Origin of the sequence: Mogibacterium sp. CM50, from assembly GCF_000293155.1 — a bacterium.
Lineage (GTDB): Bacteria > Bacillota > Clostridia > Peptostreptococcales > Anaerovoracaceae > Mogibacterium > Mogibacterium timidum.
The window spans coordinates 55573-70963 of record NZ_ALNL01000009.1 but is presented as its reverse complement, the minus strand read 5'-3'; the positions used below and the strand labels follow the sequence as shown (position 1 = coordinate 70963).

The following is a 15391-nucleotide window of genomic DNA, read 5'->3' as shown; positions in this document are numbered from 1 at the left end:
TTACATATCTCCGTTATACAGCTTGTGGTAATTGACAGTACCGAACATTTCCTTGTTGCTGACCAGTGTATTATCACCTGTCTTTAACATAGGTTCACCAAGCACAATCATATCCTTTAGAACATTCTTCCCGTCCAGCTGATAAATCCCGTTTTCAGAGTCTATGTATAGGGACTCTCCGGAACCGACTGTCCCATTGTATTTGATAAGTGCATCATTGATTTTCACTTCCGGATTATCAACTGCACCGTGAATTGTGATTGTAAATAGTGCCGGCGCGTCTCCGTCGTTATATACATATACCGTTTTGTTTACATTGATTCTCTCGAACACGGTATATGCATTAGCCGGAAGGTCTTGATTCGGTTTAACAAATGCATATGGATAATGCCAGAGAGCCGACTGTGTGTAGAAGTTTCTTACAGTATCATCGAGAGACTTCCAATACGGATCAGCTGCATAGAATGTGACCTCAACCTCTTCATGAGAATATAAATCCTCTGTATGTTTAGGCGTCAGAAGCTCAGCATCCAGGTAAACTTCTCGGCCATTAAAGTACGACTCCACTCTGAATTTATGAAGCACGTTAAAAAAGAACTCCATAAATCTTCGTGAAGCTGCTATTCCGGTATGGCTCGTAATCTTGTACTTCAGGTTCCTTCCCTTGACTCGTTCTCCTGAATGCCAGTCTCCATACCCACTGCCTTTCGCATCATAAAAGTGCTCAACTTCTACATTGCTTGTGCCAGTCTTACTGAGAAGTTCGTAGTCTTCAGCTCCATCCCCTATATTCATGATGGCTCCATCATCTCTGATAAACTTCAGAAATATCATTTATGTATCCACCTCCAATCCCAAACGAGTTAGTTCCGCCAGTTTGTCGCGGGCATCTGCAGGTGTGTAAACTCGCTCATGGAAATTAACCTCCTGCTTGATTGGCCTAGCGCTTATCTGGTCAACCTTATCTATGAGCTTATCAAGTAGACCGCGTTCTTTTGACTGCATCATAATTGTGGTTCTAACTTGTACCGGAGGCTTTGTCCCTTTAGCAACCTCCGGAATGTTAATTCTCTTTTTAACTCCTAGGCCTATGGTAACCGGATCAACCTTCATAGCCGCAACTATATTATTAGCAACTTGTCTCGCCTTCTTATACAGTGCTTTTGATTCACGTATCATACCGACTCCCACACCTTGAGTAATTGGTGCTCCAACAAGTCTTGCAGTCTTCCTTGATGGAGATCGAGATTCTATTGCTCGTCTCATGTTATCAACAACCGCATTCGCTATCGCTATACCGGCAGCTATAACCTGTGCCTTTGCCGCCATTATTCCGGATTTAATACCTGTTCCTGCATTGTATCCAACGCCATAAAATGAAACACTGCCTGCGCTTGAACGTGCCGCATTCATGAGTGACGACATAGCGGATGAAATTGCACCTCTATACCCATGAGGAGAACTGGATAGCTGAGACAGTCTAGGAGCAAATGAGCCTTTTAGGTTTGCTCCTCCTGCGGCTCCATTAGCTGCTGCTACCAGACTGTTCATCGCAGCTTTAATTCCTCCGGCATAATTCTTAGGAGATTCTGAGAGCTTGCCGAGCTGATCATCCATAGAGATATCTGACTCCTTGATTCCCTCTTGTGCACCGCTCATCATATCCTTTGCTGCGGCTTTCATATTTCCTCGATTGCCTTTGACTTTGGCATTTTGTTCTCCAAGTTTAGAATCTATAGCAGCAAGCTCTTTCTGCTTAGCCTCTGCAGCAGCTTTTACATTATCGGACCCGGTCTTCTTATAAAGCTTATTCAATGCCTTAAGTTCTGCGGCTGTATCTTCTCTCTGCTTGCGGAGCTGCTTCTTGTTCTTTTTGTTGATATCAGCCAGCGCTTGAGCATGACCATCAAGTACTGCATTAATCTTGGAGTAGTTGCCTTTTTCAAACTCAGCAAGTGCTTGTTCGTATCTGGTAATATCCTTGTTGTACTTATTAACCTGAGCTGCAGCCTTGTTTTTAGCTTTTATGAGCTTTGCCTGTTTCTCTTCATACTCACTTACCTGTCTTGCAGACATCCTATTAATTTCAGCTTGAGATTTAGTGTGCTTATCAAGCTCATTGCTAGCCCTGGTGTATGCCTCCGTCGATTTGCGAATATTTCTCTGTGCCGTTTTATACGATTCCTCATATGCATCAAGTACAATTTGAGCTCTTTTCTTGACAAGATAATTGTCTATAGCCTGACTCAGTTCTCCGTAATTCTGTATCACACCATTCTGCATGCTGATTTCAGCACCTTGGGATTGCAATATTGATACAATAGCAGCGGCCCTGCCTTCATAGCCTTTTTTGACACGTCCGGATGCATCCACGATACCATCAAGCTCTCTCTTGAGATTAATAGCATTTTCTACTTCTGCACCCTTTTGAACCATATCATTTGCAGCGGCTTTTCTTTGGCTGTTATACGCTTTCTCTGCTTCCTCATTAGCCTTGGCAAGTTTTAGAACTGCGCTGTAATCCTTATCCGCTTCTAGAGCATGTGCCTGCATCGTCTTCTTTGCCAGCTCCACTGCTGTTACAAACGCCAGTACACCAACTACTATAGCTACATAAGGATTGATTCCGGCCATTACAGCTTGTGCTTTACCTAAAGCAAGAGTCTTTGCTTCTGCAAGTGTAAGCTTCTGAGTCAATAATCCAACCACTACACCAACACCGGATATTTCCGCCTTGGTACCTTTTAAACTCAATCTAGCTATAGCTGCCATCTCAATTTTGTATTTCTTTGCTTCTAGCAGCCCTCTACTCCAAAGACCAGCTAGTGCACCAGCACCAGAGGTTACTCTCGGTGCTACATATAACCCCGCAATAAGAGGAGATGCTATCTTAAGAACATCAATAAGTGTTCTTACTCTAGCTACAGTCTTTTTTACGTTGAATTTTTCCACAAATTTGATAGCGTTAGGAAGAAGCGATGACTTAATTATGTTGCTTACGCTCTCCATTGCTTCGCCAAGTTTCGCATGGACATTATCCTTTAGAGTTGACCAAAGACCGATTACAGTTTTCGACTGTGTTTTCATGGCATCATTAAACTGACCACCTGCAGATGTTGCTGTCTTCATAGCATCTGCTACCATATCAAAGGTGATTTGACCTTTTGCCATTTCATCCTTCAGCTGCGCCATACTCTTTCCGGTCTTTTTAGATATGATAGTAAGAGGGTTAAAGCCTGCATTAATCATCTGTAGTAAGTCTTGCCCCATTAGACGACCCTGTGATTTAACCTGGCCAAATACCAGAGCCAATGCCGAGAACTTCTCCTTGTTTCCAAGTGATATGTCTCCAAGCATCTTCAAGTCACCTTCTATCAGATTGACATTCTCTCCAAAGGCAAGGAGTGTTTGAGATGCATTCGCCAAATCTGTCATTTCAAATGGTGTTTCTGCAGCGAACTTCTTAAGCATTTGCATATGCTTTGTAGCTTCCTTCGTGTTACCCAGCATGGTTTTAAATGACTGATAGTATTGTTCCATCTGCGCATTGTATTTAACTCCGGATACCATAGCTGCTGTGATAGCAGTACCCATTGCTATAGCTCCACGCTTTGCATATTTTGCAAGCTGGTCTGTGAGCTTGCCTCCCATGCCGCCTATCTTTTTAGCCCCCTTATTAAAGCCTCCGGAGTCAAGCTTTGTATTGAACATCAGATATCCTGCATATTCCTGAGCCATAACTAACCATTCCCTTCTTTAAGTAATTTATTGAACCTATCTACAGCGTCCTGTTCCTCTCTTGACCTTTGAACCCTGAGCTCTGCAATATCTGCATTATCCGCCCACCATTCGATATCACTTTCAGTTTGCTTACCTTTTTGCTTCAGTAATCTCTGTGACACTATTGTCGAAAAGCTCGATTCTCCTACTTCGGAAAAGGCAGACAGAAAATCCCACCAATGAAAAAAGGCTTTTCCACGAACGGAAAACCCCACGGTTTTATCTACTGCCGATATTATGAATCTCAGATCCTGATTCCATGAATATAGTCTTCTTTGACTGCGACTGCCGGCAGAAGATGTTTGATTCAGGTCTCCACCATTTAGAAACCACACTGTTTTCTCTAGTGCTTCCTGTAAGTAAATCCCCGAAATTACTGCATCTTTGAAGATTACCCTCATTGCTATAAAAAGCTTTTCGCTATCCGTCAATTCCAGGTCTTCAAACATCTGCATCAGGCGGATACCTACTCGGTAGTCACTCCTGATAGAATATTCCTTTTCTCCTAGCTTAATGCTCTTCGGCAGAGTCAGTGTCAGCATTCTCTTCTTCTGCCTCTTTATGAGCACTATGTGCTTTCTCTGTAGGCAGCTCCTTTTCCTCTTCCGGTAGTTCCTCTATGATTTCAGAGCAAACCTTATCTATTCTATCGGATCTAGTCTGAATTTCCTTCTCAAAAATAGGATATAGAGCCATCAGCATTGCTATCATAATGTACTCTCCATCACTGTTGATAGCGACAGATGACGTATTTCCGAATACAATCTGAGCCTGACCTTTTCCAAAAATACTATCAAAAGAGCTTCTGAACCAATGGTCTATATCATCCATAAGGTCCGCTGTCTGAGATGTAAACTCAGCCTCTGTAATGTCTCCTGCTTCATCGATGTTCTCTGCTCTCTTCGAGAAGTCTTTCATCTTTTCGTCCGCTTCATCTACCAATCTCAAAAAGCCCTTAAGCACTCTCTGATCTGTTGGATTGAACGCAAACTTCCGGGACGGATCACCCTGCACATACAGGGTGATTGTCCCGGTATCAAAATTTAAATTTGTACCAGTCATGGAGTGTACTCCTTTCTTTTACAGCGTTTTTGTGAATTTCTTCGTGGTAGGATTGAATTTACCCTTCTCATTCACATTCGTATAGTGCAGCTCATAAGGGATCTGGAAGGCATCTGTATTGCCTCCAAGAGATTTAACCTCTACGATTACACCTTTCTTGATAGCCGGATACTCAGATGATTCCGGTTCTGCAAACAGATCTACATCTATTACATGTGTCTCACAGTCACCATGTGTCTTGAGTCCATCGGCAATTCCTTTTAGGAATGCAAAGGTCTTTGTTCCCTTATCCGCCTTATAGGGTGAAACGGACATGCTTGGAGAATAACCATCTACTGCCGTACTGTTCTTGCCAAGAACATTTTTGGTCTTGCTGACATTAGCATTAAGCTCCTCAGTCAGCGTATCATTATCTTCCCCAATCGCCTCGTAGTCGAAGTTTGTTCCTCCTGCATCCGGAATTCCTAAAAACGTCTGCCATAGCTCTCTTTTAATTACATTGCTCATATAGTTCTCCTATCTTCTCTTCTTGATTGTTAGTATTAACTCTACTTGATATACTCCTGCACCACTTTCCTCGATGTCATATAGCATGTGATTTGACGGTACTAGATTGACCGCTTCATACTTACCGGGTAATTCAGGCAGGATTCCCTCATCAATCTTTGTTTCAATCCATCCGGAAAAAGACTCCAGAAAATCATACATATCTTCTCTCGCGGAATTATCTACAGCCAAATCCTTTGCAAAAAAGATATATGCATTTTCATATGTCTTATTCCCGAGAACATCCGTTCTCGTTCTTGAATTACCTGTCGGTGCAAGTGCAGCTGTGCCTCCTTTCGCACCGCTCTTTCCCGGTGTATAGTCCGTCTCCATCTCCGACAGGTTTATAAGCTGCATGCCGTCATACGTGGCTAAATAATCCTGTACACTCTTAACAATGCTCATATTATCTCCTTGTTATCGCAGCAGCTCCGGATAATATGCTATGAAGATGCTGCCTCTTCATACGCTCAAACCATTTTGGTCCTCTCCGAGGCGCTCCGTGATACTGCATATTGCGATTTGTAAGCTTCTTCGGCGCTCTTCCAACCATCAGCTTGCCGTAGTAGTGATATCTCGCATATGGTGCGTTGTATGCTACCTCACCTTCACCCGGAACAGTACCTAATATCCCCGATTTATCCAGCATACCTGAACGAAATGGAACCATAGGACTGCATAACCTAATTACTTCATGGTCAATAAACTTTTGAGCCTTGTCAAAGTTTTTACCCCATTGATTACCGAATCCCGGATTCCACTTTAACTCCGCAGTGCCATCCTTAGTTACAACAATGCAACCTCGTGGTGTCTCTATTTTGTTTGTCATTTTGCCACCACCTCTATATGCTTCTGCCCATCGCCAAAATCAAAGCTTTCAGCCGAGGTGACGAGAAAAGCGTTATTGTGATATAAGACATCGTTCGAATTGTTTACGACCGCCACAGGCGAAATTCCGCAGTATATGATGTCTCCTTTTTCGATGACTACGTCGCTCATAGATGTAAGCGGGATATATGCAATCAGTTTAGATGCGGATTCAACACCGCGCTTTCTGATTGTTTCACCCTGTATCATCTCTACATGTACATCATTTACTACCCTAGTCAGCCACTTCCGATCTTCCACTTTGTGATAAATCGTTACAGTATGTGTGAACATATTCACGCCCACTCAACTCCCTTTCGATATTCAGATAGATAAAGCATGGCCGCATTAATTAGTCTATCTTTATCAGATACACTATTCACGCTGTAGTGCTTTGACCATGACCCTACAGTCTGACTTTCCAAGACGCCTTGATCTACTGTCTGTTTTGCCTCTGCAACAGCACATATACCATGCTTATAATCATCTGCTTCAACACTAAATCCTACGAAATGCTTTCGAATATAAGCACTGGCGAAAGTTTCGCACCCCCGCCAGTCTTCCTCGGATATTGCCTTGCCGCAGAATTCGTCCGTGTAAAACTTATATTCAATCATTAAGGCCTCCTTGTTTATCCAAGCACTCTTGTCGCAAGTTCAGGATAAATTGCTGTGTAACCGTAGAGTACATCCATCGACAGCATCTCTTTCTTCTTCGTCATGTCATAACCTCTTACTACACGAAGAGAAATTCCGTTGTGGCTAGTTACGTAACTCTCTACTCCTGCTGGTGCCTGAAGTGGTCTTGTTACATATGCAAAAGCCATAGGATTAAATGCAAGGTTTGCAGTGTGGCTCTTGAGCAGCACTGCCTGCACGTCTGCATTTGCTGTGATCTTTGGTGTTACATTAACATGGATTTCATCTCCAGAAGCTGATGTATCCTCTGTGACTAAATACTGATTACCCACAATAGTGATAATGTCTCCTTTTACAAGGGTTCCAGTCATGCCTGTTCCTTTAAGTACAACTTCATCGGAATCTTCAACCTGAGATTTAACGGTGATTTTATCCCCAGTCACCTTAAGTGTACCTGCAGTATGCTTTCTCACAGCCTGGGACATGTAGTTATCAAGTCCCATTACTCTACCGATTGAACCCTCTCTGAGAGCACTGGTAGAACCTGACTTCTCAGCATTAACGATTGCTGGTACAGTTGAGAATGCAGCATCAGCTTCGGTGTCCCATACTCCTACTCTGCCAGCAACTGGCACGAGCTGCTTATTAAGCTGCTTTCTTACATTTGCAAGATCCGTTAGTTCAGATGGTGTCGTACCTGCCTTTCCCACAGCTGTAGGAATGAACTTGTATAGTTCTAATCCATCATTGTTAATCTTCTCTGCCAGAGCGACTGCCGCTGGTTCGAGGAATAGTCTATTTAGGTCATCTACGTTAGTAGCTCTCTGGATTGCGCTAAACTCCACATCTACTGTAGCTAGCTTATCCAGCTTAACCTCTACAGATTCCTCGTTGATTCCCTGTGGCTTAACGCCCTGTGACTCATTGAATTCCTCTGCGATGAGTTTTACAGGCTTCTTGACCTGAATCTTGGTTCCAAGTCCTGGTACAAAATCATTAGAGAAATCTCTATGTACCAGGTTAGGGAATACCAGGTTATTCATTAGTCTAGGTAATGTCTGTCTTGCGATGTTTTTTACTTCCAGAAAATTGTTTGGCATAATTCTTACTTCCTTTCTTTTTCTTCGAGTCTTTTGTAATACTCTTCATCTGATAGTTTGTCGAGATCAGGCTCTGCTCCGCCTCCGTGATTTCCACCACTCGAGAACCCTCCTGCTCCGCCGGCTGCACCATCGTCGCCATCATCCTTATCATCCTTTTTAAACAATGCCGGTGATGCTTCCATCATTGGCTTTAGGATGTCAGATAGACCTATAGGATTGCCCTGGCTATCAAAGGCAAACTTATCGATGCCACCATGCTTATACATGATGTAATCAGGATCCAGTGCACCTTGACCTCTTAGTGCATCCTTTAAGGCGTATTCCTTTTGTAGGTCGCTAGTCTTCTTTTTCTCTGCTGCAATATCAGCATCATACTTATCCTGCCATTCCTTGGCATCATTGCGCAGCTTGTCAACATCGACTCCATCGAACTTGTCAACCTTCTCCTTCAGGCCCTTGATAGTCTGATCAGCAATATCAAGTTCCTTCTGTTTGTCTTGTGCTGTCTTGTCCTGTGCTGCTTTAATATCTTTGCCATTTTCTGCCAGGATGTTTTCAACGGTATCTTTCAGCTTTTCATCAGATACTCCAGCTTCCTTCAAAACTTTCTCGATCTCTTCTCTTTTCATTGTGTCCTCCATTCTTTTATCCGCTACGCCATCTTTTACGGCAGGCGACGCCGATGCGGCTCACATTTTACGCCGATGAGCAGGCGAGTAATAAAATTCAGTCAGTTTTACGCCTTGACTGGGCGAATATAAAAAACAGAGGTGCGCACCCTCTGCAATTTATCTGATGTTATAATGTTATAAGCACCCTGCCTCTTCAAATGCTTTTTGTAGTTTAGGAGCTTGAAGTGCTATCCAGTCAACGATTTCTTCATTTCTTGCCCATTCTGAATTTACATCAAGTCCAGATTCGTATAGAAAGGCATGTACAATCTCGTGTCTTAACACTTTCTTTTTATATAAATTGGGATTGGCAACTGTTCTCGGAATAGGTTCAAAGTCATCAATTACAATCTCCTTTGAATAAAATTCACATATCCCGTCTGCATGTTCGAGCTTGGGAGTTTCTTTTTCCTTTTGCCTCTTGATGCTATATTCTGTCCCAAGTATATTTACCTTGTCTTTTAATTCTAAAGATTCCATTGTCACTCCTTTTCTTTGCATGCAAAAAGCAGACCACTTGGCCTGCTTTAAAAATCTAATTATTACTTAATACTTGAACCTATTGTTATCACATTAGTTGCTATCCTCATGAATTTCTGCATTGCACTGTTTTCATGAAGGTATTGTGCCCCTTTCAATGTAATTCTAGCCTCTTCAATATTAACTTTTGTCTCCCCGAGTACATTCTTGCTTATATCAACTCCCCGAATATACCCTTCTTCAAGAAGATTTTTCATAACCATAAGCCACTCTTCATCCGATACATTTAAGTGTTCAGGACTAATAAGTGTGCCCATGTATTCAACATCTTTTGCAGATTCTAAATTTTTCAGAATCTTGTATGCTGTTTCAAGCGTATTCATTATTCCTCTCCACCTTTTCTATCATCATAATCATCACATGCATCTAAAACGCGATCATATATCAATTGTGCACCTTCCCCAATCTCGTTATAGAACTCCATCTTTTTATCAAAACCATAGCGCAAAATCATATCATCAAGAGCATTAAGGTATTTCCTAATATCAGTACGTTCCAATTTAATTGTTGCCAGCTCCGGCCATTCTTCTACATATGGTTTTAAAAACTTTTGTTCTTCACCGCTTATTTCTACAACAATCATACCTCTCTATCCTTTCTGTTAGTTTGCACAAGAACACCGGTTTTAGGATTATATGTAACCTGGCACCCTGAACCTACCAGCATTATAGTATCTTCATGTCCGGAAGTTCTTTCTTCCCCATGTGTTATGCAACGTTTTAAGTCCTCAATGCTTACACCTGTTCTATTGTACTTTTTGTTAGGTGCCGAGTGTCCAATCATTCTGCCGACAAAATGAGATGAATAATCTTTAATTTCAGCACCCTGCGGGGTTCTCAGCCCTACAAGCTGTTCATCAATCAGATGCGCCTTTTCTCTGTATGTGGATAACCCCAGCAGTGGTGAGACTTCTCCCCTTTCAACAGATAACACATATTTTTTGAATAGCTTGTACTCAGGGGGGTTATTGTACTTCATGTCGTAATAGCTTGCAAGTGTTTTTCTCATTCCTTGACCGTCAAGAGAATAAGCTTTACGAAACCACTGGTAATATTTCCTCGCTTCCCATTGAGATTTACCGGCTTCACCTTTTCCAAAACCTGCTACTATCATACGGTCATGCTGTGATGGCATGCCTGTCTGATCTTCCAGGTTCTTCAATTTTTCCATATATGATCGCATCTTTACACTGGATTCTGTTGTATCAAGTCCTGCAGCTTCTTGCATTAGGTATTCTCGTTTCCATCTCCTCCGAGCTCTTTCGTAATACCTCTGCATCTGCGATACTTCATACTCGGTATATTTCTTGCCATTGTATAAGTAATCCTTAGCTACATATTCGGCCAACATCTCATCGCTATAAGCAGGAGTTGATAATCCAGGATAGAACGGATGGAAATTGTGCCTGCAATTATATCCGCATAGTCCCGGTCCTGACCCGTATCCTGTAGCTTCATAGAAGTTAGGATATCCCGGCTCTTCGCCGTGCAGCTTAAATACCTTGCCTTGCCACACCTCATGTTCCGGACGTGCTCCGGCATGTGCTGTAGTTTCCACATATTCGCTATCAACATCTTCTGCTCTTGCAAGCTGCATATCTCCAGCTGTCTGGTTAATACCGGTCACAATAGCTCTTCTAGCTGCCACCTCTATATTATCCACACGCCCTGACGGATATCTTACAGACTCAAGCCCTTTTTCAGCTAATGCCTTGATTGCATTCCTGATGGCTGCCTCTGTATCAAAGGCTCCTGACGCTATTTGCATATATGCCAGATCCATTATCTTACTGAACTGCTTAGAGGCATTAGCGGCTGTACTTCTTGTGAGATTGCGAAACACCTTTGCTGTTCGTCTGTATCCGGAATTCATTACAGCAATCAGAGATGGACTTGCTTCGAGCGGCGGGCATTTTTTCCCTGCCAGCGAATGGATACGGTCATCACTAGCTATTGTCTCCATCCCTGCTTCTTTCATAAGCTCCTTGATTTCTTGAATACTCCTGCCTGTGAGCTGAGACAGTCTCCTGTTTATCTCTGCCTCAAACATACCCCTAGCTTCGAGTTTCCTCTTCTGCCACTGTGCAGCAGGAATATAGAAATCATATGTGGATATACGCCTTGCCATATCGGCTAGTATTGCCTCTTCTGTTTCTCTATATATTTCAAGCAGCCCTTCCGGCGCTTCATGTAAGAATTCCGGTGTAAGCATGCATCCTCCTTACTTATCACAAGCTGCCTTGTATAATCCTCTTAGCCTCTTCAGGATCAATCTGCAGGGCAGTGGCGATTATAGCAATTGCCTGTCCTTCTGTCAGAGTTCCCTCTTTTATTTGAGATATGGTATTAATCAAACTTGTTGTCTGAGCTCCGTTTAATCTTCTATCTGCCTGGGCTTCCGTCTGTGTCTCGGCCTTACCGAGTTTTAGTCTACCCCCCCGATTTTGATTAAATCCAAATGGATCCTCTTCGTATCCAATTTCTCCGGCATCCGGTATATTAGCCTTGGCAGTATCTTCGCTTTCGCCATACCACTTAGCTCTATACTCCCATTTGTTCATGATGCCGTCTCTTACATCCTGTATATCTTGTGCCCTCTCAGATGCGCTATCAGAAATAAAGCTGTCCCCCAGGTCAATTTCAATCTTTGTTTCTGGGTCTACCTTGCCACCTCCAAGCTCCTTCTTAACCCATAGGATTGACCTGATAAGTGATTCAAGTGCATCTTTGACAACAAGAGTATGCTTACCTGTATTCCTAGTCAGGTCTTGGCGACCTCCCAGATATTCAGTTGCAGTTATCTGTACAGCTCCGGTTCCACCATTGAAGTGATAGAATTTAGTTCCCAGACCGCACTTAAACGATAGGAGATCTAACTGAGCTTGTATTCCCTCAACATTCTCAGATACTCTGAGAGACGGATTGTGTTCCTGAATGAACTTCTTTGTGCCGGAATCATCTATCAGGTCATCCCCTGTCTCTACGAACAGCTGCTGCGCTACATCATCAGGAGTAATGGTCTCTCCTCTTTCATTTCTACGAACAATGCGGCTATTCATGAATACCTTTTTTCCGCCAAGCTTAAAGTCCTTGTTGAAATTATTATATGCAAGGTCTACTCCTTCAAGGTTATCTAACGCATTTGCAAATACGGAAATTCCTAGTGGCGAACCTGGAGATATGTTGTTCTCGATATTTGGCATAACGATAGAAAACAGAGGAACATTTCCCCCTGTTGTCATTTCTTCAAGTATTCCATCTGGAAGTTCTTGCTTTATGAGGCTACCCTCTTCAGCTTTGAAGTACTCGTTTGTAATTACGTACTGCCCATCTACTAGTCTGTGAGTTTCAAGATATATCATCTTCACACCTAACTGCAGCACCTCAGATGCAAATACAACCTCCGTTATCTTGCCCGCATGTACAGATAGAGGGATTATGTGATCTGCAGATAGATACTCAATCCGAATATTTATATCCGGGTTTGAGATTATCTTATCGTTCCTACCAAGCTTTATATTTTCAGCTCTTAACACGAATGCACCTGTACCGAATGCAAAGCTCTTTTCTATCAGTCGATTACCTTGCTGGCGGAAGGCATTGTCTCTAAGCACTCCCTTAAATATATTCTTCTTAGGTTTCTTATCCTCTTTCCCCTCTTCAGCATCTTCCCCAAGTATGTATGTCTCGGATTCTTCATCATCAATGGCAATATGCAGCTCGTCATTCAGAAGACCGGATGCCCAGTCTTCGCACACCTGCTTTGCCATCTTTAACGTATAGAGCTTACGCTCTTTCTTTTTGCCATCCAATCCAACCTCTGCAAAGGTATGGAATGGAGCGTAATAGCCCATCCACCAATCTCTCCATATCGATATATTCCGGTAATAGCTGCTATCAAGCTTTATGTCGTATTTTTTATTTAAGTAATCAATAACGGTATTTATATTCATCAGTTACTCCTTTTAGATTCAGGAAGCAGCTTTTTCATAAATCGCTCCCATGAATATTCCCATGCGTCTAATATATCTATGTCGCTGCTGAAATTATCCAGGCGAACATCCTTGCCCTTCTCAGCTTCCTTCGGATCCCATATTGCTGATTTCAAACCTGCTATCAGAAGCTTGCACTCCGGGAATATCTTCATCCTTCCACTAGCTAGCAAAGTATTACCGCAGTACACACGATCCGTAATCTTCTTCTTTGCACTATCACCTATGCTTGCTGTGATACCCGCTGCCCTACATGCTTTGGCCAATCCATTTATCAGATACTGCGCTTCATTATCGGCAAATATGTAGAGTATAGGAATTCCCGGAAAATCCCTCTTCAGCTCCTCATGGAATTGCAAGAAGCTTTTGTTCACTTTGTCCGGATCTATGTCGCCTTTTTTCCCTTCTATGTTGGCATCTTTTATTGCATCAACCTCTTGAAATCTGTAATGGATTGCTGTGGCTACAAATGTAGTCAGTGACCTATTCCCTCCGAAGTCTATCCCTATTGAGATAAAGTGTATCGTTCTTAACCATTCCTGCCTTTCGCTATAATCCTTAAACATCCGGATGTGCTTATTAGAATTATCTGCAAAGCTTTTATATATAACACCCTCTGCAGCACATCTCTCTCCGAGTATGTCTCTCCTGTACCAAATCGTTTCAGGATCATAATCAGCCATCAGTTCCTGCTGCCTCTGCTTGCTGATTGTTACGTTATCAAACAAAGTGAAATGCTCGTAATTGTATCCGCTAGGGAACTCGCCTGCAGCTGCTTTCTCGGCATACTTGTCTATGTACTCCTTGTATATCGATGCGTAAGGATTATCCGGGTTCAAATCCCAAAAGAATTTACGCATCTTAGCGGCCGCTGTACGGTTGATGCATTCTTTTATCATAGAGTCATGATGTAGATTTATCTCTGTCGCTATCCACATACCATATGAGTTACCACGAACTTTTTTATAGGAATCTGCTTTGCCACCACCTGCAAATATCACTACCCTTAACTTCCTGTTGGTAGACGGTCCTTGTATATACAGAGCCTCATTACCCTTGAATTTCCCCCAGTGACATTGTCCTCTGAATATATGCTCCAATCCGAATCCGTTTGCATCTCCAATATTGAGCTTCGCATTTCCGAGCGTCGATCCGGTAGCCAGATGCAGCTTGTCCTTTGTCCTCTTCAGTTCGTGAGCAAAAGCAAATATATTATCCGTTGTCTTGCCGGCACGAATAGAACCTTCTGCGACATTGTATGTGCAGTCCCTGGATCGTCTCATATATGCCTTGTGCTTCTCTCCAAACCTGTAGGGGATACTCTTTTTCTTAACAGGCTCTTTACTCTTCGGTGCTGCCATATATCTCTTCCTCTAGGTCATCAACATCTTCAATTTCTGTCCCTTCTCCCGTTAAAGCTTTATTAACTGCAGCTGTCTTTGACTTAATATATTCAACCTGGGCCTTCTGCTCTTCAGTGGCCAGGTCCATATGATCTGCCAGCCAGGCTAAAGCCTTTTGTCTATCTTCAAGCTTAATCCTCTTCGTCTGCCCCATAGATATTTCAGCTATCAGAGTACCGTCAACCTTCGCGGCATCTTTGAATCTTATATAGCTTTGTCTGGTACCGTCATCTGCTTTTTCAGTGCCGAAATCAACGAAATCGGAAATATCCGAGAAGGCAATATCTATGTATTTCTGAAAAATATCAGATGGATTTAACATAGCTTTATTAAGCCTGTTTTCCTTTAGCTCCCTAATACACTTTTTGATTTCAGCATTTTTCAGCATTCTGTATCCATTTGACCCTGCTGATTTACGGCTACATTTGTATGCTTTTTGGTATGCTTTTGTAGCGTTAAAACAGGTCACATAATACATACAAAATAATTTTTGATTAGATGTAAGAAAATTATTTTCGACAAGCTTTTCCGCCTCGTCTCCGAACTCCTTTTTCAGCTGCTTTTCAGCTGCCTTTTTTGACTGCATTTTTTGCAACGTTTTTGGCGTTGCACTTTGCTCCCATTCCCCACGTCTTTTCCATGACCTCAAAGTCGACTCTTTGACCTCTAGTTTTTGGGCAATAAATATTAAGTTTTCACCGCTTTCATAAAGTTCTTTTGCGGTCTTTTTCTTTTCTTCATTCGCATGCATCGTTCTTCCTGCACTGTTTAAAATTCACAAAAAAACAGC

Annotated in this window: 18 protein-coding genes; all 18 read right to left on the bottom strand. The window is 42.4% G+C overall.

What is annotated here, in order from left to right:
• Positions 1-834 carry a phage distal tail protein gene (locus HMPREF1152_RS00935; RefSeq protein WP_009643225.1) on the bottom strand — a complete coding sequence of 278 codons (834 nt, stop codon included), beginning with the start codon at positions 832-834 and terminating at the stop codon, positions 1-3.
• A complete protein-coding gene (locus HMPREF1152_RS00930) occupies positions 835-3738 on the bottom strand; it encodes a tape measure protein (protein WP_009643217.1) in 2904 nt (967 codons plus the stop codon).
• A 2-nt stretch (positions 3739-3740) separates the two neighbouring features.
• Complete coding sequence (locus HMPREF1152_RS00925) at positions 3741-4322, bottom strand: Gp15 family bacteriophage protein (RefSeq protein ID WP_009643256.1); 582 nt, start codon at positions 4320-4322, stop codon at positions 3741-3743.
• A complete protein-coding gene (locus HMPREF1152_RS00920; RefSeq protein ID WP_009643234.1) occupies positions 4291-4842 on the bottom strand; it encodes a hypothetical protein in 552 nt (183 codons plus the stop codon). Before HMPREF1152_RS00920 ends, HMPREF1152_RS00925 begins: the two co-directional genes overlap by 32 nt.
• 18 nt (positions 4843-4860) lie before the next feature.
• Complete coding sequence (locus HMPREF1152_RS00915; protein ID WP_009643242.1) at positions 4861-5349, bottom strand: hypothetical protein; 489 nt, start codon at positions 5347-5349, stop codon at positions 4861-4863.
• A 9-nt stretch (positions 5350-5358) separates the two neighbouring features.
• The gene (locus tag HMPREF1152_RS00910) at positions 5359-5793 is read right to left on the bottom strand and encodes a hypothetical protein (protein ID WP_009643253.1); all 435 of its coding nucleotides are present in this window, start codon (positions 5791-5793) and stop codon (positions 5359-5361) included.
• Between the two features lies 1 nt (position 5794).
• Entirely contained in the window at positions 5795-6217 is a 423-nt protein-coding gene (locus tag HMPREF1152_RS00905; protein ID WP_009643280.1) for a minor capsid protein, read from the bottom strand.
• Complete coding sequence (locus HMPREF1152_RS00900) at positions 6214-6549, bottom strand: DUF6751 family protein (protein WP_039883271.1); 336 nt, start codon at positions 6547-6549, stop codon at positions 6214-6216. Before HMPREF1152_RS00900 ends, HMPREF1152_RS00905 begins: the two co-directional genes overlap by 4 nt.
• Before the next feature lie 2 nt (positions 6550-6551).
• Positions 6552-6872: a hypothetical protein gene (locus tag HMPREF1152_RS00895; RefSeq protein WP_009643246.1), complete on the bottom strand. Its 321-nt coding sequence runs from the start codon at positions 6870-6872 to the stop codon at positions 6552-6554.
• A 14-nt stretch (positions 6873-6886) separates the two neighbouring features.
• Positions 6887-7993: a P22 phage major capsid protein family protein gene (locus HMPREF1152_RS00890; RefSeq protein ID WP_009643224.1), complete on the bottom strand. Its 1107-nt coding sequence runs from the start codon at positions 7991-7993 to the stop codon at positions 6887-6889.
• A gap of 5 nt (positions 7994-7998) precedes the next feature.
• Entirely contained in the window at positions 7999-8625 is a 627-nt protein-coding gene (locus tag HMPREF1152_RS00885; RefSeq protein ID WP_009643272.1) for a phage scaffolding protein, read from the bottom strand.
• 177 nt (positions 8626-8802) lie between these two features.
• Positions 8803-9147: a hypothetical protein gene (locus HMPREF1152_RS00880; protein ID WP_009643273.1), complete on the bottom strand. Its 345-nt coding sequence runs from the start codon at positions 9145-9147 to the stop codon at positions 8803-8805.
• A gap of 62 nt (positions 9148-9209) precedes the next feature.
• Positions 9210-9530 carry a YjcQ protein gene (locus HMPREF1152_RS00875; RefSeq protein WP_009643267.1) on the bottom strand — a complete coding sequence of 107 codons (321 nt, stop codon included), beginning with the start codon at positions 9528-9530 and terminating at the stop codon, positions 9210-9212.
• Positions 9530-9790: a hypothetical protein gene (locus HMPREF1152_RS00870; RefSeq protein WP_009643278.1), complete on the bottom strand. Its 261-nt coding sequence runs from the start codon at positions 9788-9790 to the stop codon at positions 9530-9532. The genes HMPREF1152_RS00875 and HMPREF1152_RS00870 overlap by 1 nt, the downstream gene beginning before the upstream one ends.
• Positions 9787-11418 carry a phage minor capsid protein gene (locus tag HMPREF1152_RS00865; RefSeq protein ID WP_009643191.1) on the bottom strand — a complete coding sequence of 544 codons (1632 nt, stop codon included), beginning with the start codon at positions 11416-11418 and terminating at the stop codon, positions 9787-9789. Before HMPREF1152_RS00865 ends, HMPREF1152_RS00870 begins: the two co-directional genes overlap by 4 nt.
• A 16-nt stretch (positions 11419-11434) precedes the next feature.
• Positions 11435-13159: a phage portal protein gene (locus tag HMPREF1152_RS00860; protein WP_009643261.1), complete on the bottom strand. Its 1725-nt coding sequence runs from the start codon at positions 13157-13159 to the stop codon at positions 11435-11437.
• Positions 13159-14559: a terminase large subunit domain-containing protein gene (locus HMPREF1152_RS00855; protein WP_009643213.1), complete on the bottom strand. Its 1401-nt coding sequence runs from the start codon at positions 14557-14559 to the stop codon at positions 13159-13161. Before HMPREF1152_RS00855 ends, HMPREF1152_RS00860 begins: the two co-directional genes overlap by 1 nt.
• Positions 14540-15352, bottom strand: a complete 813-nt coding sequence (locus tag HMPREF1152_RS00850) for a terminase small subunit (protein WP_009643235.1) — start codon at positions 15350-15352, stop codon at positions 14540-14542. Before HMPREF1152_RS00850 ends, HMPREF1152_RS00855 begins: the two co-directional genes overlap by 20 nt.
• Positions 15353-15391: the final 39 nt, after the last annotated feature.

Coding starts and splice junctions, on each gene's coding strand:
- HMPREF1152_RS00935 (WP_009643225.1), bottom strand. CDS start 834: ATGATATTTCTGAAGTTTATCAGAGATGATGGAGCCATCATGAATATA.
- HMPREF1152_RS00930 (WP_009643217.1), bottom strand. CDS start 3,738: ATGGCTCAGGAATATGCAGGATATCTGATGTTCAATACAAAGCTTGAC.
- HMPREF1152_RS00925 (WP_009643256.1), bottom strand. CDS start 4,322: ATGCTGACACTGACTCTGCCGAAGAGCATTAAGCTAGGAGAAAAGGAA.
- HMPREF1152_RS00920 (WP_009643234.1), bottom strand. CDS start 4,842: ATGACTGGTACAAATTTAAATTTTGATACCGGGACAATCACCCTGTAT.
- HMPREF1152_RS00915 (WP_009643242.1), bottom strand. CDS start 5,349: ATGAGCAATGTAATTAAAAGAGAGCTATGGCAGACGTTTTTAGGAATT.
- HMPREF1152_RS00910 (WP_009643253.1), bottom strand. CDS start 5,793: ATGAGCATTGTTAAGAGTGTACAGGATTATTTAGCCACGTATGACGGC.
- HMPREF1152_RS00905 (WP_009643280.1), bottom strand. CDS start 6,217: ATGACAAACAAAATAGAGACACCACGAGGTTGCATTGTTGTAACTAAG.
- HMPREF1152_RS00900 (WP_039883271.1), bottom strand. CDS start 6,549: ATGTTCACACATACTGTAACGATTTATCACAAAGTGGAAGATCGGAAG.
- HMPREF1152_RS00895 (WP_009643246.1), bottom strand. CDS start 6,872: ATGATTGAATATAAGTTTTACACGGACGAATTCTGCGGCAAGGCAATA.
- HMPREF1152_RS00890 (WP_009643224.1), bottom strand. CDS start 7,993: ATGCCAAACAATTTTCTGGAAGTAAAAAACATCGCAAGACAGACATTA.
- HMPREF1152_RS00885 (WP_009643272.1), bottom strand. CDS start 8,625: ATGAAAAGAGAAGAGATCGAGAAAGTTTTGAAGGAAGCTGGAGTATCT.
- HMPREF1152_RS00880 (WP_009643273.1), bottom strand. CDS start 9,147: ATGGAATCTTTAGAATTAAAAGACAAGGTAAATATACTTGGGACAGAA.
- HMPREF1152_RS00875 (WP_009643267.1), bottom strand. CDS start 9,530: ATGAATACGCTTGAAACAGCATACAAGATTCTGAAAAATTTAGAATCT.
- HMPREF1152_RS00870 (WP_009643278.1), bottom strand. CDS start 9,790: ATGATTGTTGTAGAAATAAGCGGTGAAGAACAAAAGTTTTTAAAACCA.
- HMPREF1152_RS00865 (WP_009643191.1), bottom strand. CDS start 11,418: ATGCTTACACCGGAATTCTTACATGAAGCGCCGGAAGGGCTGCTTGAA.
- HMPREF1152_RS00860 (WP_009643261.1), bottom strand. CDS start 13,159: ATGAATATAAATACCGTTATTGATTACTTAAATAAAAAATACGACATA.
- HMPREF1152_RS00855 (WP_009643213.1), bottom strand. CDS start 14,559: ATGGCAGCACCGAAGAGTAAAGAGCCTGTTAAGAAAAAGAGTATCCCC.
- HMPREF1152_RS00850 (WP_009643235.1), bottom strand. CDS start 15,352: ATGCATGCGAATGAAGAAAAGAAAAAGACCGCAAAAGAACTTTATGAA.